17 protein-coding genes are annotated in these 19,020 nt (G+C 71.8%); 15 read left to right on the top strand and 2 right to left on the bottom strand.

The window, feature by feature from the left end:
• The first annotated feature begins 4 nt into the window (after positions 1–4).
• The 9 genes from flgF (at position 5) to ASG40_RS02845 (ending at position 7,804) form a co-directional block, all read left to right on the top strand.
• Positions 5–742: a flagellar basal-body rod protein FlgF gene (gene flgF, locus ASG40_RS02885; protein ID WP_055880139.1), complete on the top strand. Its 738-nt coding sequence runs from the start codon at positions 5–7 to the stop codon at positions 740–742.
• 4 nt (positions 743–746) lie between these two features.
• Positions 747–2,084, top strand: a complete 1,338-nt coding sequence (gene fliI / locus ASG40_RS02880; protein WP_055880136.1) for a flagellar protein export ATPase FliI — start codon at positions 747–749, stop codon at positions 2,082–2,084.
• A gap of 136 nt (positions 2,085–2,220) precedes the next feature.
• A complete protein-coding gene (locus tag ASG40_RS02875; RefSeq protein WP_055880133.1) occupies positions 2,221–3,453 on the top strand; it encodes a flagellar hook protein FlgE in 1,233 nt (410 codons plus the stop codon).
• A 95-nt stretch (positions 3,454–3,548) separates the two neighbouring features.
• On the top strand, positions 3,549–5,012 hold the full coding sequence (flgK, locus tag ASG40_RS02870; protein WP_055880130.1) for a flagellar hook-associated protein FlgK: 1,464 nt from the start codon (positions 3,549–3,551) through the stop codon (positions 5,010–5,012).
• Between the two features lie 5 nt (positions 5,013–5,017).
• Positions 5,018–6,055 carry a flagellar hook-associated family protein gene (locus tag ASG40_RS02865; RefSeq protein ID WP_055880126.1) on the top strand — a complete coding sequence of 346 codons (1,038 nt, stop codon included), beginning with the start codon at positions 5,018–5,020 and terminating at the stop codon, positions 6,053–6,055.
• 93 nt (positions 6,056–6,148) lie between these two features.
• Entirely contained in the window at positions 6,149–6,496 is a 348-nt protein-coding gene (flaF, locus tag ASG40_RS02860) for a flagellar biosynthesis regulator FlaF (protein WP_055880123.1), read from the top strand.
• 8 nt (positions 6,497–6,504) lie between these two features.
• Positions 6,505–6,978, top strand: a complete 474-nt coding sequence (flbT, locus tag ASG40_RS02855; protein WP_055881196.1) for a flagellar biosynthesis repressor FlbT — start codon at positions 6,505–6,507, stop codon at positions 6,976–6,978.
• A gap of 33 nt (positions 6,979–7,011) precedes the next feature.
• Positions 7,012–7,440, top strand: a complete 429-nt coding sequence (flgD, locus tag ASG40_RS02850) for a flagellar hook assembly protein FlgD (RefSeq protein ID WP_055880121.1) — start codon at positions 7,012–7,014, stop codon at positions 7,438–7,440.
• 97 nt (positions 7,441–7,537) lie between these two features.
• On the top strand, positions 7,538–7,804 hold the full coding sequence (locus ASG40_RS02845; RefSeq protein WP_055880118.1) for a flagellar biosynthetic protein FliQ: 267 nt from the start codon (positions 7,538–7,540) through the stop codon (positions 7,802–7,804).
• Between the two features lie 170 nt (positions 7,805–7,974).
• Here ASG40_RS02845 and ASG40_RS20970 read toward each other — a convergent pair whose 3' ends face one another.
• The gene (locus tag ASG40_RS20970; protein ID WP_055880116.1) at positions 7,975–8,265 is read right to left on the bottom strand and encodes a hypothetical protein; all 291 of its coding nucleotides are present in this window, start codon (positions 8,263–8,265) and stop codon (positions 7,975–7,977) included.
• A 96-nt stretch (positions 8,266–8,361) separates the two neighbouring features.
• Here ASG40_RS20970 and ASG40_RS02835 point away from each other — a divergent pair, with 96 nt between their 5' ends.
• The 6 genes from ASG40_RS02835 to copM all read left to right on the top strand — a co-directional run bounded on the left by ASG40_RS02835 (position 8,362) and on the right by copM (position 15,682).
• Positions 8,362–9,291 (top strand): LysR family transcriptional regulator, encoded by a 930-nt coding sequence (locus ASG40_RS02835; RefSeq protein WP_055880113.1) that lies wholly within the window; start codon positions 8,362–8,364, stop codon positions 9,289–9,291.
• A gap of 96 nt (positions 9,292–9,387) precedes the next feature.
• Positions 9,388–9,813 carry a hypothetical protein gene (locus ASG40_RS02830; protein ID WP_055880110.1) on the top strand — a complete coding sequence of 142 codons (426 nt, stop codon included), beginning with the start codon at positions 9,388–9,390 and terminating at the stop codon, positions 9,811–9,813.
• Positions 9,814–9,899: 86 nt separating this feature from the next.
• Entirely contained in the window at positions 9,900–11,615 is a 1,716-nt protein-coding gene (locus ASG40_RS02825; RefSeq protein WP_055880108.1) for an efflux RND transporter periplasmic adaptor subunit, read from the top strand.
• A 3-nt stretch (positions 11,616–11,618) separates the two neighbouring features.
• The gene (locus tag ASG40_RS02820) at positions 11,619–14,759 is read left to right on the top strand and encodes an efflux RND transporter permease subunit (RefSeq protein WP_055880105.1); all 3,141 of its coding nucleotides are present in this window, start codon (positions 11,619–11,621) and stop codon (positions 14,757–14,759) included.
• Positions 14,760–14,802: 43 nt separating this feature from the next.
• Complete coding sequence (locus ASG40_RS02815; RefSeq protein ID WP_055880102.1) at positions 14,803–15,198, top strand: hypothetical protein; 396 nt, start codon at positions 14,803–14,805, stop codon at positions 15,196–15,198.
• Positions 15,199–15,232: 34 nt separating this feature from the next.
• Positions 15,233–15,682 (top strand): CopM family metallochaperone, encoded by a 450-nt coding sequence (gene copM, locus ASG40_RS02810; RefSeq protein WP_055880100.1) that lies wholly within the window; start codon positions 15,233–15,235, stop codon positions 15,680–15,682.
• 65 nt (positions 15,683–15,747) lie between these two features.
• Here the strand turns inward: copM and ASG40_RS02805 are convergent, their stop codons facing one another.
• Positions 15,748–18,990 carry an efflux RND transporter permease subunit gene (locus ASG40_RS02805; protein ID WP_055881193.1) on the bottom strand — a complete coding sequence of 1,081 codons (3,243 nt, stop codon included), beginning with the start codon at positions 18,988–18,990 and terminating at the stop codon, positions 15,748–15,750.
• Between the last annotated feature and the right edge of the window lie 30 nt (positions 18,991–19,020).

Here is a 19,020-nt window from a genome sequence, read left to right as displayed (position 1 = left end):
CGCGGTGCAGAACGGACTCTACGTCGCGCTCTCGGCCCAGGTGAACCTGGAAAAACGCCTCAACGCCGTGGCCAACAACGTGGCCAACCTCTCCACCGCCGGCTACCGGGCGGAGGACACCCATTTCGAGGCCCTGCTCGCCCAGGCGAGCAAGGGCCCCATCGCCTTCACGAGTGCCGGCGACACCTTCATCTCGCGCCGGGCCGGCCCGGTCAGCAAGACCGACTCGCCCCTCGACGTGGCGATCCAGGGCGACGCCTGGCTCAGCGTCGGCGGCACCAAGGGCCCCGTCTACACCCGCGACGGGCGCATGAAGATGGATGCCAACGGCCAGCTGCGGAACATGTCCGGCCAGCCCGTGCTCGATCCGGGCGGCGGCCCGCTGCTGCTCGATCCGCAGGCCGGCCCGCCCAAGATCGGCCGCGACGGCAGCATCTACCAGGGCGAGAGTCCCAACATCAATCAGGTCGGCGCGCTCGGCCTGTTCACCATCGACCCGAGGGCCAGGCTCACCCGCGCCGAGGCCAACGCGGTGTCGCCGAGCGTGCCGGCCGAGCGGGTCCAGGACTTCACCCGGATGGGCGTGATCCAGGGCCATATCGAGGGCGCCAACGTCAATCCGGTCATGGAGATGACCAAGCTCATCACCATCCAGCGGGCCTTCGAGAGCGCGGCGACGCTGACCTCGGAGACCGAGAACTCCTTCGCGGGAGCGATCCGCTCCCTCAGCCCGCAGGGTTAGGCCGATGCAAGGCGATGCCATCGACCGCCTCGGGGCGGCCCTGGAGAGCGGGCGCGAGGCCCTGCCGCTGGTGCGCATCGGCGGCACGATCCAGGAGGTCACCGCCAGCTCCGCGCGGGTGGCGGGCGTGGGCGCCTTCGTCAGGCTCGGCGACCGGATGGGCTTTTCGGCCGGCGGCCGCGAGGAGGTGGCCGAGGTGGTGCGGGTGGATGCCGGCGGCGTCACGCTCAAGCCGTTCGCCTCGCGCATCGAGGCCGGCATCGGCACCCCCGCCTTCCGCCTCGGCGACCCGGTGCTGCGGCCCGACCAGAGCTGGAAGGGCCGGGTCATCGACGCGCTGGGCCGCCCCGTCGACGGCGGCGGCGCGCTCGCCCCCGGCCCGGTGGCGGTGCCGTTGGACGCCTCGCCGCCCCCGGCGATGGAGCGGGCGCGGGTGCGGGACGCCCTGCGCACCGGGGTCCGCGCCTTCGACCTGTTCACGCCGCTGTGCTTCGGCCAGCGCATCGGCGTCTTCGCCGGCTCGGGCGTCGGCAAGTCGACCCTGCTCGCGATGTTGGCGCGGGCGCAGGGGTTCGACAGCGTCGTGGTCGCCCTGGTGGGCGAGCGCGGCCGCGAGGTCCGCGAGTTCCTCGACGGCGCCATGGCCGCCAGCCGCGACCGCGCCGTCATCGTGGTCTCCACCGGCGACGAGAGCCCGATGATGCGCCGCCAGGCGCCCAAGGTCGCCATGGCCATCGCCGAATCGTTCCGCGACCGGGGCGAGGCGGTGCTGCTCATCGTCGATTCGGTGACCCGCTACGCCCATGCCGCCCGCGACGTGGCGCTGGCTGCCGGCGAGCCGGCGGTGGCGCGCGGCTATCCGCCGAGCGTGTTCTCGGACCTGCCGCGCCTCCTCGAACGGGCGGGGCCGGGCCTCGACCGGCCCGGGGCGAGCGGGAGCATCACCGGCATCTTCGCCGTCCTCGTGGACGGGGACGACCACAACGATCCCGTGGCCGACAGCATCCGCGGCACGCTCGACGGGCACGTGGTCCTCGACCGGGGCATCGCCGAGCAGGGCCGCTATCCGGCGATCGATCTCCTCGGCTCGATCTCGCGCCTGGCCGGCGAGGTCTGGACGCCCGAGCAGCGCGAACTCGTGCGCCGGCTCAAGGCGATGATGGCCCGCTTCGAGGAGACCCGCGATCTGCGCCTGATGGGCGGCTACCGCGCCGGGGAGGACCCCGAGCTCGATCAGGCGATCCTGCTGGTGCCCCGGATCTACGAGGGCCTGCGCCAGGAGCCGCACATGGCCCCGAGCGAGGACGCCTTCCTCGAGCTCGCCCAGTCGCTGCGCGGCTGAAGAACCGCGCGCGATGCCCCGAACCCCGTCTCCAAGACGCCCAAGGCCAGTCCCCGCCAAGCCCCGCCAAGCCCCGCGCAAGCGAATCTCCCTCTAGTGCCCGCCAAGCGGCCGAACGATTTCAAGAGGTAACCCCATGAGCCTGATCTCCGTCCTGCGAACCGGCGTGTCCGGCATGAACGCCCAGTCCAACCGCATCTCCACGGTGGCCGAGAACATCCAGAACTCGAGCACGACGGGCTACAAGCGCACGTCGGCCGAGTTCTCCTCGCTGCTCATCGAGGGCAACTCGGCGACCAACTACAACTCCGGCGCGGTCCAGACCACGATCCGCAACGAGATCAGCAAGGAAGGCCCGATCTCCTTCACCACCTCGAAGAGCGACCTCGCCATCCAGGGCAACGGCTTCTTCGTGGTGCAGGACGACAACGCGGTGGTCGCGCTGACCCGCGCGGGCAACTTCGTGATGGACGGCGAGACCAAGAACTTCGTCAATTCCGCCGGCTTCACCCTGATGGGCTACAGCCTGGCCAACGGCGAGCCCAACCCCGCGCTCAACAGCACCGAGGGGATGGTGCCGGTGAACCTCACCTCGTTCAGCGCCAAGGCCACCCCGACCACCGAGGGCAGCTTCTCGGGCAACCTGCCCGTCGACGGGGCCGTGCTCGCGGCGCCGCAGGTGGCCACGCCCGCCGGCAGCGACTACTCCAAGAAGACCTCGCTCGTGACCTTCGACAACGTCGGGCGCAAGGTCACCCTCGACATCTACCTCGCCAAGACCGGGGCCAACACCTGGTCGGCCAGCGTCTACGATGCCGCCGCCCCGGCGAGCTTCCCCGGCACGCCGCTCGACACCACGACCCTGACCTTCGGCGCCAACGGCCGGATCGCCGGCCCGGCGGCGGCCTCCTTCACGATCCCGAACGGCGGGCCGTTCACCCTCGACATGTCCACCGTGACCCAGCTCGGCTCCCCCTACGACGTCAAGGGGCAGGCCGACGGCCAGGCGCCGTCCGCGGTGACGGGCTCGGAATTCGGTGCCGACGGCACCGTCTTCGCGCTCTACGAGGACGGCAGCAAGGTCGCCGCCTTCAAGGTTCCGCTGGCCAACGTGGCGAGCCCCGACGAGCTCGAGCCGCGGGCCGGCAACATCTTCCGGCCCACCAACGAGTCCGGCAACCTCCAGATCGGGTTCGCCAAGCTCGGCGGCCTCGGATCGATCCAGGCCGGTGCCCTCGAGCAGTCGAGCGTCGACGTCAGCACCGAGCTCACCAGCATGATCGAATCGCAGACGATCTACACCGCCAACTCGAAGGTCTTCATGACCGGCGACGAGATGCTCGACACCCTGATGAACCTCAAGCGCTGACGGGATCGCCGCCCGCCAGGCGGCGCCCGCCTCGCACCGTCACGGGACGCGCCGGCCGGCGCGTCCCGCACCATCCGTGCCCCAGGATACCGACGATGGGCCTGTCCCTCGCCCTCAACAACGCCCGCGCCTCGCTCTCCGCGACCTCGAGCCAGATCGCGGCGGCCTCCCGCAACACCACGGGGGCCGACGACCCGAACTATTCGCGCAAGATCGCCACCCTCGTCACCGGCGGCGGCACCACCGCCGTGGTGATCCAGCGGGCCACCGACGACGCCCTGTTCGCGAGGAAGCTCCTGAGCACCTCCGATGCGGCCGCCGCCGGAGCGGTGAGCGCCGGGCTCGACAGCCTGAGCCGGACGGTGGGCGACACCGACGACCCGACCTCCCCGGCCGCGCGCCTGGGCAGCCTCAACGCCGCCCTCCAGGCCGCGGCCAACCGGCCCGACGACGGCCAGCTCGCCCGCGAGGCGGTGGAGAGCGCCCGCGACCTCGCCCTCAGCCTCAACGCCGCGGCGGATGCGGTCCATACGGTGCGCGCCGACGCCGACACGGCGCTCGGCGCCTCCGTGACGCGGATCAACGACCTGCTCTCCCAGTTCGCCGTGGCCAACGGCGCGGTGACCCGCGGCAGCGCCAACGGCGCCGACGTCACCGACGCCCTCGACGACCGCGACCGCATCCTCGGTGCCCTGTCCGAGGAGATCGGCATCACCACGGTGTCGCGCCCGGGCGACGACATGGCGATCTACACCGACAGCGGCGTGCCGCTGTTCGACCGCACCGCCCGGCGCGTCACCTTCGCCGAGACGGTGGGATTCACCGCCGGCACCGTGGGCAACAGCGTCATGGCGGACGGGGTGCCGGTGACGGGCGCCAACTCGCCGATGCCGGTGCAGTCCGGGCGCATCGCCGGCCTGGCGGCCCTGCGCGACACCGTGGCGGTGCGCTACGAGAGCCAGCTCGACGCCATGGCCGGCGCCCTGGTCGACGCCTTCGCGGAGACCGGCGACCTCGGCGCCGGCCCGGTCCGTCGCGCGGGCCTGTTCTCGGACGGAACCAGCGGCCTCGTCCCGGGCGGGGCTGCCTCGGCCACCCTGGGCCTCGCCGCCGCGATCCGCATCAACGCGGCGGTGGACCCCAGGACCGGCGGCAGCCTCGACACCCTGCGCGACGGCGGCATGAACGGGCCGGCCTTCCGCGCCAACCCGGGGACCGAGGCCGGCTTCGACGGGCGCCTGCGCGACCTCGCATCGGCGCTGGGCACCGCCCGCGCCTTCGATCCCGGCACCCAGATCACCGGCGTGCTCACCCTGCAGTCCTTCGCCGCGGCGTCGGCGGGCTGGCTGTCCAACGAGCGCAAGCTCGCCACCTCGGAAGCCGACTACCAGTCGACCCTGCTGTCGCGGGCGGGCGAGGCCTATTCGAACGCGGTGGGCGTCAACGTCGACGACGAGACCGCCCGCATCCTGCAGCTCGAACAATCCTACACCGCCTCGGCCCGCCTGATCTCGGTGGTGGACCAACTCCTGAAGACCCTGATGGACGTGGTGCGATAGACCCCATGAGAACCAACGCCATCTCCACCGCCAGCCTCTGGAACACCCCGCGCACGGGGGTCGCCCGCATGCAGTCCGAGATCGCGAGCGCCAACAAGGAGCTCGTCACCGGCCGGCACGCCGACATGGGCCTGACGCTCGGCAGCCGCACCGGCGTCGCCCTGAGCCTGCGCCAGACCTCGGCCGAGCTCACGGCGCTGCGCGACGGCAACGACATCACCGGCCTGCGCCTCAGCTCGACCCAGACCATCCTGCAGCAGATCCAGGCCGACACCGACACGGCGCTCGCCGCCATCACCGGCGCGCCGCCCGACCAGCGCGCCAGGGTGATCGCCGACACCGCCGCCTCGCGGCTGGCCTCCCTCACCGCCGCCCTCAACACCACCGCCGGCGGCCAGTCGATCTTCGGGGGCACCAACACCCTCGAGACGCCGATGAAGGCCTACGGCGGAACCGCCAAGGCCGCGGTCGATCTGGCCTTCACGAGCACGTTCGGTGCACGCGGCAGCGCCGGCCTCGCCACGGCCACGGGCGCGCAGATGGCCGCCTTCCTCGCCCCCGGGGGCGCCTTCGACGCCCTGTTCGACGATGCGTCCTGGGGGGCGAACTGGTCGGCGGCCTCCGACGGCACCATCCAGAGCCGGATCTCCCGCAACGAGACCGTGGAGACCTCGACGAGCGCCAACGCCGCCGCGTTCCGCGATCTGGCCAAGGCCCATGTCCTCGCCTCCGACCTCGACCTGTCGCACTTCTCCGCGGAGGTGCAGGACGTGATGGCCGGGCGGATCGCCGGGCTGCTCGGCTCGGCCAGCGCCAGCCTCGTGACGCTGCAGGCCAACCTCGGCCGCTCGCAGGCGGCGATCGCCGACGCCAACGGCCGGCTCGAGGCGCAGCAGACCCTCCTGGCCAAGCAGATCCGCGACATGGAGAGCGTGGACACCGCCGAGGCCAAGACGCGGATCGACCAGCTCACCACCCAGGTCCAGATCTCCTATTCCCTGACCTCCGAGCTACGGCAGCTCAGCCTGGTCAACTACCTCTGATCGTTCCCCGACCATCGCCCTACCGACATCGCGTCCCCCAGCCGCCGTCCGCGGCGGCCGGCCAAGGACAGGACACACGAGGCGTCCCCGACCATGTATCAATTCTCCTACGCCGAGATCCTGGACGACGCCCCCGAGATCGGGCGCCAGCGCGAACTCGCCGCCTTCGACCGGGCCCTCGACCTCCTGCACATCGCCGGGCGCCCCGACGCGGCCCAGAAGGACCGGCAGGCGGCGGCGAGCTTCCTGCAGAACCTCTGGGCCGTCCTGATCGACGACCTGTGCAGCCCCGACAACGCCCTGCCCGAGGCCCTGCGCGGCGACCTCGTCTCGGTGGGCCTGTGGAGCATGCGCGAGAGCGGCGCGGTGTTGAGCACCCCCGACCGCAGCCTCGCCGCCCTGATCGAGGTGAACACCTCGGTGCGGGACGGCCTGCGGTGAGCAAGGCGATGCATCTCTCGCTGCGCGCGGGCGAGCGCGTCTACATCAACGGCGCCGTGCTGCGGGTCGACCGCAAGGTCTCGATCGAGCTCCTCAACGACGCCACCTTCCTCCTGGAGAACCACGTCCTCCACGCGGACGAGGCGACCACGCCCCTGCGCCAGCTCTATTTCTCGGTTCAGACGATCCTGATCGAGCCGGCCGAGGCCGCCCGGGCGCGGGAGGTGTTCCACGGCCTCCACGCCGGCCTCCTCGGCGCGGTGACGCAGGCCGAGATCCGCGAGGGCATTGTCGCGGCGCACGCCCTCGTGGAAGCCGGTCGCCTGATCGAGGCGCTCAAGCTGATCCGCGGGCTCTACCGGACCGAGGCCGCGATCATCGCCGCGCCCAACACCGCCGCCGTGCCCAATACCGCCGCGGCCCCCGCCTCCGCCCGCCGGCCAAGCCGGGGGAGCGCCACTCTCCAGGACCAGCCGGCCTGACCGCCGGCACCCGAAACGAAGGCACCACGACCCATGGACGTCACCAGCGCCACCTCCGCCCAGCCGGCGACGAGCACCGCCACGGCCGCCAAGACCGGTGCGGCCGCCAAGACCGCCAGCGGCTTTGCCGCCTCGCTCAACGCGGACACGTTCCTGACGCTGCTGGTCACGCAGCTGAAGAACCAGGACCCGACCAAGCCGATGGATTCCACCGAATACATCGGCCAGATCGCGACGCTGTCGCAGGTCGAGCAGACCGCCGCCACCAACAAGAAGCTCGACGACCTACTCGCCTCGAGCTTCCTCTCCCAGGCCGACCAGATCATCGGCCGCACCGTGACCTCGGCCGACGGCACCGTCTCCGGTCAGGTCAACTCGGTGGTGGTCACCAGCGAGGGCGCGCTCGCCAAGTTCACCGACGGGCGCAGCCTGCTCCTGTCCGAGGGCATCACCGTCTCCTGAGGGGATGGGGAGGGGAGGCCCGCGGTTTCCTTCTCCCGCGCCCCGTGACAAGGACGGAGGGCGACATCGGCCGCCGGCCGCGAAAGGACGGGCCATCATGAACGAGGTCGACGCCCTCGAACTCGTGCGCGGCGCGATCTGGACCGTGATCATCGGCGCCGGCCCCGCCATCGGCGCGGCGATGCTGGTGGGCATCCTGGTGGCCCTGCTCCAGGCGCTGACCCAGATCCAGGAGGTGACGCTCACCTTCGTGCCCAAGATCGTGGTGATTCTGCTGATGCTCCTGATCACCAGCTCGTTCATCGGCGCCCAGATCTACGCCTTCGCCGAGACCACCTACGGCCGGATCGTCACGGGGTTCTGAGGGCGGGGGCCGGTGCTCGAACCGCGGCCCGCATGCGGCGGGCGCTCGCACCGTGACCGCCATGCAGCAAAGGCCGCGCGACCCGAAGAGTCGCGGCGGCCTAAGGCGTCGTGGAACGCGATGGACCGCCCGCCGTGTGGGGCGGGCGGCGGTCGGGATGGGAGGCCACCTTAGAAAGCCTGCGCGGCGGCGCTGACCTTCGCGATGGGGGTCTTCACGATGGCGGACTCGGCGATGGGAGCCTGGATCCACTGGACGGCGCCGGCGCTGGCGAAGCCGCCCTGGCGGGCGACCTGGGTGCCGTTGGTGGCCCGGCCCAGGGTCGCCAGCGTCATTGCACCGGTGGTCTTGGCGCCGGTGGTCTTCTCGCCGACGGTGGGCTCGGCGGCGACGGCGGCGCTGGCGAAGGTGGTCAGCGCGATGGCGGCGGCGGTGAAGAGAGAGACCTGACGGTTGGACATGTGCTTTATCCTCGAGCGGTGCGGCGGGCGTCCCGTCGCTTCGTGAGGCTGAATGTGCATCGCACCATTTCATGAATCAAATGGATCGATTTCATAATGCGCATCGACCATGTGCATCTTGCCAAACTCGATCTCAATCTCCTGGTCGCCCTCGACGCCCTGCTGGCGGAGCGGAGCGTCACGCGGGCCGCGGCGCGGATCGGAATCAGCCAGTCGGCGATGAGCCATGCTCTCGGGCGCCTGCGCACGACCTTCTCGGACGAACTCCTGACGCGGGCACCGGACGGCATGCGGCCGACGCCGCGCGCGCTGGCCCTCGTCGGCCCGATGCAGGCGGCGCTCGCCCAGATCCAGGCGATCACCGCGCCGCCGTCCGCCTTCGACCCGGCCACCGCCGACGTCACCTTCTCCCTCGGCATTCCCGACTCGACGGAGGTGCTGCTCATGCCCCACCTCGTCGCCCACCTGCGCGCCGTCGCGCCGGGCGTGAAGCTCCTGCTGCGCACGGTCGACCGCAACCGCATCCTCGATGACCTCGACAGCGGGCGGGTCGACCTGGGGATCGGCATCTTCGAGCAGGGGCAGACCCACCACAAGCGGCGCATCCTCAACAAGGAGACGTACCTGTGCGTCTTCAACGCCGAGCTGGTGGGGGTGACGCCGCCGATCTCCCTCGAGGACTACCTGCGGCTGCCCCACGTGCTGACGAGCCTCGTGGAGAGCGCCCACGGCGTCGTGGACGACGCGCTGGCCAAGATCGGCCGGACGCGGGTGATCGCGATGACCTCGCCGCGCTTCACGGTCATGCCCTTCGTCGTCCGGGAGGCGCCGGTCATCGCCACCATGCACTCGCGGCTGGCGCGCTTCTTCGGCGACGCCATGGGACTGGCCGTGAGCCCCGCGCCGATCGCCCTGCCGGACGTGGCGATCTCGATGATCTGGCACGCCTCGAACGACGAGGTGCCCGGGCAACGCTGGCTGCGCGAGACCATCGTCGCGCTGCGCCGCATCGACCGTCACGGCTGACCCCGCACCGGGGCCACGACCGTTAGGGACCGTTCAACCATCCTCGCACCGAGACGCCGCGGCGGGACGACAGACGTTTCCCGCCCCCCGGAATCGGTGTATGCCGACCGCATGCGCGTCGATCGGCACATCGTCTGCCTGATAGCCGCGATGATCCTCGCGATCGTCGCCAGCGCACTGCCGTCCGCGGCGCAGGCCCATGCAGGCCACGATCACGGGGTCACGGTCTCGGCGCGGATCGCCGAACCGGCGCCGGATGTTTTCCTTGCCGTGGCGACCCAGCCCGGCATGGCGGCGGCGATCGCCTCGCGGGGAACACAGGACGCCGACGGCCAAAAACGTCCGGGCTGCGACGGCTCCTGCTGTGGCCGTCTCGCCTGCTGCGTGCCCTGCATCCTGCCGGCCCAGGTGACGCTCCCCTATCGGGTCGCGCGCCCCGTCGCCGTATGGCCACCGGATTGCGCCGCCTTGCGGGGCGTTGGGCCGGAATCCCTGCGCAAACCACCCAGAACGCTCGCGTAACGCGCACGCAGACGCTGCGTGCTGTCTGACGGCCGGCCTTCGCCTCGGCGGATGCCCGGCCGGCGTTGCAACGCGAGGGATTTCCCATGTCCACCCGTTCGGCCGCCGCCCTTGGCGCGGCGATGCTGCTTGCCGTCCTCGTCCCCAGCCCCGCGCCGGCGCACGAGGGGCACGACCATGCGGCCCCGCCCCCGCCGGTCACCCGGACGATGGGCCCCCGCGCCGAGGCCGCCTCGGACACGGTGGAACTCGTGGCGATGCCCCGCGACGGCCGCCTCGTGATCTTCCTCGACGGGTTCCGCACGAACCGGCCGGTCTCCGGCGCCACCGTCGAGATCGAGACGCCGGACGGCCCCGGTGTCGCCGAACCGGCGGGACCGGGCGTCTACACCCTGTCTGCCCAATGGCTGGCCAAGCCCGGACGCCACGACCTGATCGCCACGGTCGCCACCGAGGCCGGGCTCGACGTGCTCACCCTGAGCCTCGACATTCCGGGTGCCGGGCCGGGGGAGGGGGCGGCGCCCGCCCCGACGCCCCCGCGGCGGTTCCTGGCCGCCGTCGAGGACCTGAGGGAGCGCCTCGCGCTCAAGGATCCGGCGGTGGTGACGGCCGCCGCCGCCGGTTTCCTCCTCGGCGTCCTGCTCCTGCTCGTGGCCGGCGGGCGGCGATCGGCCCCGGCGGTGGTGGCGGTGGCCGTGGCGGTCACGGTCCTCGTCGGCACGGCGGCCTTGGCGGCCGGGAGCGACGAGGGCGCGGGCCTCGCCCGGGGGGCGGCGCTGAGCCCACCCCGGCAGGCCGCTACCGACCTCGCCCAGCGCCTGCCCGACGGCAGCGTCTTCGTGCCCAAGCCGACGCAGCACCTCCTGGGGGTGGAGACCGCCATGACCGAATCGGCGCGCTTCCGGCGTACCGTCGAGCTGCCCGGGCGCGTCATCCCCGATCCCGACGCCAGCGGCGTCGTGCAATCGTCCATCGGCGGGCGCATCGCTCCGCCGCCCTCCGGCCTGTTCCCGCGGCTGGGGTCGCCGGTGAGGAAGGGCGACGTCCTCGCCCTCGTCGCGCCGCCGGTGCAGGCGATCGACGTCTCCGACATGCGCCAGCGCCAGGGCGAGCTCGACCAGCAGATCGCCATCGTGGCCCGTCGCGTGGACCGGTTCGGGCGGCTCGCCGCCACCGGTGCGGTGGCGCAGACGCAGCTCGACGACGCCCGCGCCGAGCTCGCCGGCCTGCGCGACCGCCGCGCGGCCCTCGACACGGCCCGGCGCGAGCCGGAGGCCCTGGTGGCGCCGGTGGACGGCGTCGTGGCCCAGGCCGCGGCGGTCGCCGGGCAGATGGCGACCCCCGGGGCGATGGTGTTCCAGATCGTCGATCCGACCCGCCTGTGGGTGGAGGCCCTCAGCTTCGACGCCTTGACCACCGCACAGGATGCCAGCGCCCGCCTGGCGGATGGCCGCAGCCTCGCACTGGCCTACCGTGGCTCGGGCCTCTCGGACCGCAACCAGGCCATCCCGGTGCAGTTCGCGGTCCGGGGCGACACCGCCGGCCTGCGGATCGGGCAGTTCGTGACGGTGCTGGCGGCCACCGACGCCGAGCAGGGCGGCGTGGCCCTGCCCCGCGCCAGCGTCGTTCGCGCGGGCAACGGCCAGGACATCGTCTACGAGCACACCACCGCCGAGCGGTTCACCGCCCGCCCCGTGCGCGTCGCGCCGCTGGACGCCGCCCGCGTGCTGGTGGCCGAGGGGATCGGGCCCGGCCGGCGCGTGGTGACGCTCGGCGCCGAACTCCTCGATCAGGTGCGTTAAGCGATGTTCGCGTTCCTCGTCGCGCAGTCCCTGCGCAACCGCCTCCTGGTGCTCGCCATCGCCGCGGTGCTCGTCGCCTACGGCGCGGTGACGGTGACGCGACTGCCGGTGGACGTCTTCCCCGACCTCAACAAGCCGACCGTCACGGTCATGACCGAGGCCGAGGGCCTGGCGCCGCCGGACGTGGAGCAGCGCGTCACCTACCCCATCGAGACCCGGATGAACGGCCTGCCGGGCGTGGGCCGGGTGCGCTCGGTCTCCGGCGTCGGGCTGTCGATCGTCACGATCGAGTTCGACTGGGGCACCGACATCTTCCGCAACCGCCAGCAGGTCGCCGAACGGCTGGCCCTGGTGCGCGACCAGCTTCCCCCCGGCACCACCCCGCAGATGGGGCCGGTCTCCTCGATCATGGGCCAGATCCTCCTCGTCGCGATGACGAGCGAGACCGCCTCGCCGATGGAGGTGCGCGAGGCCGCCGACTTCGTGCTGCGGCCCCGCCTCCTGTCCATTCCCGGCGTGGCGCAGGTGATCCCCATGGGCGGCGAGGTCCGCCAGTTCCGGGTCGGCCCGAACCCGGCCGCGATGCGCGCCCTCGGCGTGACCAACGCGCAACTCGAGGCGGCGCTGGCGCAGTTCGGCACCAATGCCGGCGGCGGCTTCACCGACCAGTCTTCCCGCGAGTACCTGATCCGCACCATCGCCAGGACCATGAGCCTGGACGACCTTCGCAGCCTCGTCGTGGCGACGGCGGGCGGCGTGCCGGTCCACCTGCGCCAGGTGGCGGAGGTGTCCTTCGCCGCCAAGGTCAAGCGCGGCGACAGCGGCTACCAGGGCCGGCCGGCGGTGGTCGTCTCGGTGGAAAAGCAGCCCGACGTCGACACGGTGGCGCTCACCCGCGCCATCGAGGCGGCGCTCACCGAGGTGACGGCCACCCTGCCCGGCGGAATCAGGGCCGACCGGATCGTGTTCCGCCAGGCCGATTTCATCGCCGCCTCCATCGCCAACGTCGAGGCGGTGCTCCTGGAGGCCGTGGCCGTGGTGGGACTCGTCCTGTTCGCCTTCCTCCTCAACCTGCGCACCACCGCGATCTCGCTCACCGCGATTCCCGTCTCGATCCTGACCACGGCGGTGGTGTTCCATCTCCTCGGGCTGTCGATCAACACGATGACGCTGGGCGGGCTCGCCATCGCCGTCGGCGAACTCGTCGACGATGCCGTCGTCGACGTGGAGAACATCTTTCGCCGGCTGCGCGAGAACCGTGCGGCCGGATCCCCGCACTCGGTCTTCGACGTGGTCGTCTCCGCCTCCAACGAGGTCCGCTCCGGCATCGTCTACGCCACCGCGATCATCGTCCTGGTGTTCGTGCCGCTGTTCGCCCTGTCGGGCATCGAAGGTCGCCTGTTCGCGCCCCTGGGGCAGGCCTACATCGTCTCGATCCTGGCGAGCCTGTGCGTATCGGTGACCCTGACGCCGGTGATGGCCTCCTACCTGCTGCCGTCCCTGAAGAGCCTCGGCCACCGCGAGAGCGGGCTCATCCGGGGGCTCAAGCGCGCCAACGCGGCCCTGCTCGGGCTCGCCTTCCGGCACCAGGGCGCGCTGGTCGGCGCCGTCCTGGCGGCGGTGGCGGCGGCCGGCCTGACCGCCTGGCACCTCCCGCGCACCTTCCTGCCGCCGTTCAACGAGGGCTCGTTCACCGTCACCATGACGTTCAGGCCGGGGATCTCGCTGGCCGAGAGCAACCGGGTCGGACTGATCGCGGAGAAGCTGCTCCTGGAGATGCCGGACGTCGCCACCGTGGGACGCCGCACCGGCCGGGCCGAACTCGACGAGCACGCCGAGGGCGTCCATTCCTCCGACATCGAGATCGCGCTCAAGGACGCGCGGCGTCCCAAGGAGGCGCTGGTCGCCGACATCCGCGCCCGTCTGGCCGCCCTGCCGGTGACCACCAACGTCGGCCAGCCGATCTCGCACCGGCTCGACCACATGCTGTCGGGGGTCCGCGCCGAGCTCGCCCTCAAGGTCTTCGGCGAGGACCTCGACGCCCTGCGCCGGATCGCCGAGGACCTGCGCGCGCGCATGGCCGCCATCCCGGGCCTCGTCGACCTCCAGGTCGAGCGCCAGGTGCTGATCCCGCAGCTCGAGATCCGCGTCGACTACACCCGTGCCGCCCTCTACGGCGTCCAGCCGGCGGCGGTGGTCGAGCAGCTGAGCCGGCTCTCGAACGGCCGCGTGGTCTCGACGGTGGCGGACGGCGTCCGCCGTTTCGACGTGGTCCTGCGCCTGCCCGAGCGCGTGCGCACGACGCAGGGGCTCGGCGACCTCCTGATCGAGACGCCCTCGGGCTGGGTTCCGGCCCACCAGGTGGCCGACGTCCGCGAGACCGACGGCCCCAACCAGATCCTTCGCGAGAACGGGCGCCGGCGGCTGGTGGTCCAGGCCAACACCGACGGCCGGAGCGACATGGCGAGCGTGGTCGCCGCCATCCGGAGGGCGGTGGCCGAGGCGGGCCTGCCCCCCGGCATCGAGGCCCGGCTGGAGGGGACCTTCCAGGCGCAGGAGGAGGCGAGCCGCACCATCGGCCTCCTGTCGCTCCTGTCCCTGGGGCTGGTCTTCGCCGTTCTCTACAGCCGTTACCGCTCGGGCGTCCTGGCGCTCATCATCATGGGCAACGTGCCGCTCGCGCTCATCGGCAGCGTCGCCGCCCTGTGGCTCGCCGGCCAGCCGCTCTCGGTGGCCTCGATGATCGGGTTCGTCACCCTGACGGGGATCGCCGCGCGCAACGGCATCCTCAAGATCAGCCACATCCTCAACCTCGCCCTCCTCGAAGGGATGCCGTTCGGGCGCGAGCTCGTGGTGCGCGCCAGCCTGGAGCGGATGACGCCGGTGCTGATGACGGCGCTCTCGGCCGGGGTCGCCCTGGTGCCGCTGCTGGTGGATGCGGGCGCGCCCGGCAAGGAGATCCTGCACCCGGTGGCGGTGACGATCGTGGGCGGCCTCCTCAGCGCCACCCTCCTCGACACCGTCCTGACCCCGGTGCTGTTCCTGCGCTACGGCGCCGGGCCCCTCGAACGCCTGCGTGCGAGCCGGGCCCCGGCGACGCCCGGCCCGCAGGACGCGACCGCGCGCGCCGCGGAAGCGTTCTGAAGGCTTGCTGCTTCCACCCTCATTTTTCCTGCGGAGACCGACCATGAAACCCCGGACGATCGCCCTCGCGGCAAACCTTCTCGCCGCAAGTCTCCTCGCCGCAAGCCTCCTCGCCGCCACCCCGGCGCTCGCGCACGAGGCGAAGGGCGTCCACGGCGGGCGCGTCGCCGATGCCGGGCGCTACCACGTCGAGCTCGTGACCGGGGAGGGGTTCGTCGACGTCTACGTCTCCGACGACGGCGCCAGGCCGGTCCCGGCCAAGGGCTTCAAGGCGACCGCGATCCTGGTGGTGGACGGCAAGGCGGCCCGCATCGCCCTCGAACCCGTCGCCGCCAACCGCCTGTCGGGATCGACCGCCGTGCCGCTGTCCAAGAGCCCGAAGGGCGCGGTGCAGCTCACCGCCCCGGACGGATCGACCGCGAGCGGCCGGTTCGACTGACGCTTCCTCTCGACCCCCACCAAGGACAGACCGCATGACCCCGACGACCCGATTCCTCGCCGCCCTCGCCCTCGCCGCCGGCCTTTCGGGCACCGCCCTGGCCGGCGGCACGGGCCACCACCACCACGGCGGCCACGCTCCGGCCGGCGGCGTGCCGGCCACGCACGATGCCGACCACGACGCCGACATGGCGAAGATGATCGACGCCATGAAGCCTTCGCCGGGGGATGCCGCCTCGACGCTGGCGTACAAGGCCGCCGATATGGCGATGATGCACGACATGCACGTGCCCTACACCGGCGACCCCGACGTCGACTTTCGCACCCACATGATCCCGCACCACCAGGGCGCCATCGCCATGGCGAAGGTCGCGCTCCAGCACGCCAAGGATCCGCAGACCAGGCGGCTGGCCGAGCAGATCATCGCCGATCAGGACAAGGAGATCGCGCAGATGCGGGACTGGCTGGCCAAGAACCGGAAATAGAACCGGAAATAGACCGGCCGCGCCGGCGACGGGCGGGCCCTTCGCGCGCAGGCGGGCGGCCGCCTCTATTCGGCCGCCGCCGGAAGGGGGCCGGCGGCCGTCCCGGGGCTTTCTGCGACCCGGGACGGTCTGGCGAAGCGGGCGTAGAGGGCCGGCAGGGCGACGAGGGTGAGGAGGGTCGCGCTGATCAGCCCGCCGATGACCACGGTGGCCAGCGGCCGCTGCACCTCCGCGCCGGTGCCCGTGGCCAGCGCCATCGGCACGAACCCGAGCGAGGCCACCAGCGCCGTCATCGCCACGGGGCGCAGCCGGGTCACGGCGCCCTCCAGGATCGCCTCGTGCAGGGACCGGCCCTCCTGCATCAGCTGCTTGATGAAGATCAGCATAACGAGGCCGTTGAGCACGGCGATGCCGGACAGGGCGATGAAGCCCACCGCGGCGGGCACCGAGAACGGCATGTCGCGCAGCCACAGGGCGCAGACGCCCCCCGTCAGCGCCAGCGGCACGGCGCTGAAGACCAGGAGCGCGTCCCGGGGCGATCCCAGCGCCGAGTACAGCAGCAGGAAGATCAGGAAGAAGCAGCCCGGCACCACCACCGTCAGGCGCTGGCGGGCGGCGGCCAGGTTCTCGAACTGGCCGCCCCAGGTGATCCAGGATCCGGCCGGCAGCGGGACGGCGGAGGCCACCTTGGCCTGCGCCTCGGCCACCACCGCGCCGATGTCGCGCCCGCGCACGTTGGCGGTGACCACGATGCGGCGCTTGCCGTTCTCCCGCGAGATCTGGTTGGGCCCCTCGGAGAACACGAAGGACGCCACCTGCTTGAGCGGCACCGAGGCGACGCGGCCGTCCCTGCCCGGCGGCAGCGGGACCGGCAGGGTCTTGAGCGCCTCGATGTCGTCGCGGATCGCATCGGGCAGCCTCACCACGATGGGGAAGCGCCGGTCGCCCTCGAAGACGAGGCCCGCCTCGCGCCCGCCGATGGCCGCCCCGACCACGTCCTGCACCGCCGCATGGGTCAGGCCGAGCCTCGCGATCTCGCCCTTGTCGGCCCTGATCTCCAGGGACGGCAGGCCGGTGACCTGCTCGACCCGGACGTCCTGCGCGCCCTCGACCCCGCGCAGCACCGTGGCGACGCGGTTGGCCGCCGGCAGCATCGTCTCGAAGCTCTCGCCGAACACCTTCACCGCGAGGTCGCCGCGGGTTCCGGCCAAGAGCTCGTTGAAGCGCATCTGGATCGGCTGGGTGAACTCGTAGGCGTTGCCGGTGACCTTGCCCACCGCCGCCTGGATGGCGGCGATGAGGGCGTCCTTGGCCATGTCCGGGTCGGGCCATTCGGCCTGGGCTTTTAGGATGATGAAGGTGTCCGATACGTTGGGCGGCATCGGGTCGGAGGCGACCTCGGCGGTGCCGGTCTTCGAGAACACGAAGGCCACCTGCGGGAAGCCGCGCACCGCCGTCTCGACGGCGGTCTGCATGGCCTGCGACTGCGTCAGCGAGGTCGAGGGGATGCGCATCGCGTGCATGGCGATGTTCTTCTCGTCGAGCTGGGGGATGAACTCCTGGCCGAGCCGCTGGAACAGCAGGCCGCTGGCCAGGAACAGCACCACCGCCCCGCCGATCACCGGCAGGGGGTGGCGCACGGCCCCCGCCAGCAGCGGGCGGTAGACCGCCTTGAGCCCGCGGATGAGGACGTTCTCCGTCTCCCGGACCCTGCCGGTGATCGCGATGGCGATGAGGGCGGGCACGAAGGTGAGCGAGAGCACGAAGGCGCAGGCGAGCGCGACGATCACGGTCAGCGCCATCGGCGCGAACATCTTGCCCTCGACGCCCGTGAAGGTGAGGAGCGGCACGTAGACGAGCATGATGATCGCCTGCCCGTAGACCGAGGGCTTGATCATCTCCTCGGCCGAGCGCCGCACCGTGGCGAGGCGCTCCTCGCGGTCGAGGGTGCGCCCGAGCGCGTGCTGCCTCTCGGCCAGGTGCCGCAGGGAGTTCTCGGCGATGATGACGGCGCCGTCGACGATCAGCCCGAAATCGAGCGCGCCCAGGCTCATCAGGTTGGCGCTGATCCGTCCCTGGACCATGCCGGTGACGGTCATCAGCATCGCCACCGGGATGACGAGCGCGGTGATGACGGCGGCGCGGACGTTGCCCAGCAGCAGGAACAGCACCGCGACGACCAGCAGCGCGCCCTCGGCGAGGTTCTTGGCCACCGTCCTCACCGTGGCGTCGACCAGCAGCGTCCGGTCGAGGACGGTACGGACCTCGATGCCGGGGGGGAGGTTGCGGGCGATCTCCTTCAGGCGCACGTCGACGGCGGCCGAGACCGTGCGGCTGTTGGCGCCGATCAGCATCAGGGCGGTGCCGACCACGGCCTCCTCGCCGTTCTCGCTGGCCGAGCCGGTGCGCAATTCGCGCCCGATCCGGACCTCGGCGACGTCGGAGACCCGCACCGGCACGCCGCCGCGGGTGGCGACCACCGTCCGGCCGATCTCCTCCATGCTCTCGATGCGGCCGCCCGAGCGGACGACGTAGCCCTCGCCGTTGCGCTCGAGGTAGCCGGCGCCGCGGTTCTGGTTGTTCTGCTCCACCGCCTCGGCGACGTCCTTGAACGACAGGTTCAGGCCGATCAGCTTCGCCGGGTCCGGCTGGATGTGGTACTGCTTCTTGTAGCCGCCGATGGCGTCGACGCCGGCCACGCCGGGCACCGTCTTGAGCTGCGGCCCGATCACCCAGTCCTGGATCGTGCGCAGGTAGGCGGCGCGCTCGAACGGCTTGTCGAGGCGCTGGCCTTCCTGCGTCAGGTAGCTGCCGTCCGCCTGCCAGCCGGGCTGGCCGGCCTGTGCCGTCTCGCGATCCTCGGGCCGGCCGTAGTGGACCGTCCACATGTAGATCTCGCCGAGCCCGGTGGAGATCGGGCCCATGTGGACCTCCGCTCCCGGCGGCAGCGCGGCCTTGGCCTCGCCCAGGCGCTCGTTGACCTGCTGGCGGGCGAAGTACAGGTCGGTCGCCTCGGCGAACACGGCGGTGACCTGGGCGAACCCGTTGCGCGAGAGCGAGCGGGTGTATTCGAGCCCCGGAATGCCGGCCAGCGCGGTCTCGATGGGGTAGGTGACCTGCTTCTCGACGTCGAAGGGCGAGAGCTGCGGCACCACCGCGTTCACCTGGACCTGGTTGTTGGTGATGTCGGGGACCGCGTCGATGGGAAGCCGGCTCAGCGAGACGACGCCGAAGGCGGCCGCGGCCAGGGACAGCAGCACCACGAGCCAGCGCTGCCGGACGGAGAAGCCCAGGATGGAGTTGATCACGCTCGGCGCCTTCAATGCACGTGTTTGGCT

Source organism: Methylobacterium sp. Leaf399, assembly GCF_001424525.1.
GTDB lineage: Bacteria > Pseudomonadota > Alphaproteobacteria > Rhizobiales > Beijerinckiaceae > Methylobacterium.
This window is presented reverse-complemented; position numbering and strand designations above follow the sequence as displayed.

What these genes read in the sequence shown, in the direction of transcription:
- fliI (WP_055880136.1), top strand. Translation starts at nt 747, where the DNA reads ATGCAAGGCGATGCCATCGACCGCCTCGGGGCGGCCCTGGAGAGCGGG.
- ASG40_RS02875 (WP_055880133.1), top strand. Translation starts at nt 2,221, where the DNA reads ATGAGCCTGATCTCCGTCCTGCGAACCGGCGTGTCCGGCATGAACGCC.
- flgK (WP_055880130.1), top strand. Translation starts at nt 3,549, where the DNA reads ATGGGCCTGTCCCTCGCCCTCAACAACGCCCGCGCCTCGCTCTCCGCG.
- ASG40_RS02865 (WP_055880126.1), top strand. Translation starts at nt 5,018, where the DNA reads ATGAGAACCAACGCCATCTCCACCGCCAGCCTCTGGAACACCCCGCGC.
- flaF (WP_055880123.1), top strand. Translation starts at nt 6,149, where the DNA reads ATGTATCAATTCTCCTACGCCGAGATCCTGGACGACGCCCCCGAGATC.
- flbT (WP_055881196.1), top strand. Translation starts at nt 6,505, where the DNA reads ATGCATCTCTCGCTGCGCGCGGGCGAGCGCGTCTACATCAACGGCGCC.
- flgD (WP_055880121.1), top strand. Translation starts at nt 7,012, where the DNA reads ATGGACGTCACCAGCGCCACCTCCGCCCAGCCGGCGACGAGCACCGCC.
- ASG40_RS02845 (WP_055880118.1), top strand. Translation starts at nt 7,538, where the DNA reads ATGAACGAGGTCGACGCCCTCGAACTCGTGCGCGGCGCGATCTGGACC.
- ASG40_RS20970 (WP_055880116.1), bottom strand. Translation starts at nt 8,265, where the DNA reads ATGTCCAACCGTCAGGTCTCTCTCTTCACCGCCGCCGCCATCGCGCTG.
- ASG40_RS02835 (WP_055880113.1), top strand. Translation starts at nt 8,362, where the DNA reads ATGCGCATCGACCATGTGCATCTTGCCAAACTCGATCTCAATCTCCTG.
- ASG40_RS02825 (WP_055880108.1), top strand. Translation starts at nt 9,900, where the DNA reads ATGTCCACCCGTTCGGCCGCCGCCCTTGGCGCGGCGATGCTGCTTGCC.
- ASG40_RS02820 (WP_055880105.1), top strand. Translation starts at nt 11,619, where the DNA reads ATGTTCGCGTTCCTCGTCGCGCAGTCCCTGCGCAACCGCCTCCTGGTG.
- ASG40_RS02815 (WP_055880102.1), top strand. Translation starts at nt 14,803, where the DNA reads ATGAAACCCCGGACGATCGCCCTCGCGGCAAACCTTCTCGCCGCAAGT.
- copM (WP_055880100.1), top strand. Translation starts at nt 15,233, where the DNA reads ATGACCCCGACGACCCGATTCCTCGCCGCCCTCGCCCTCGCCGCCGGC.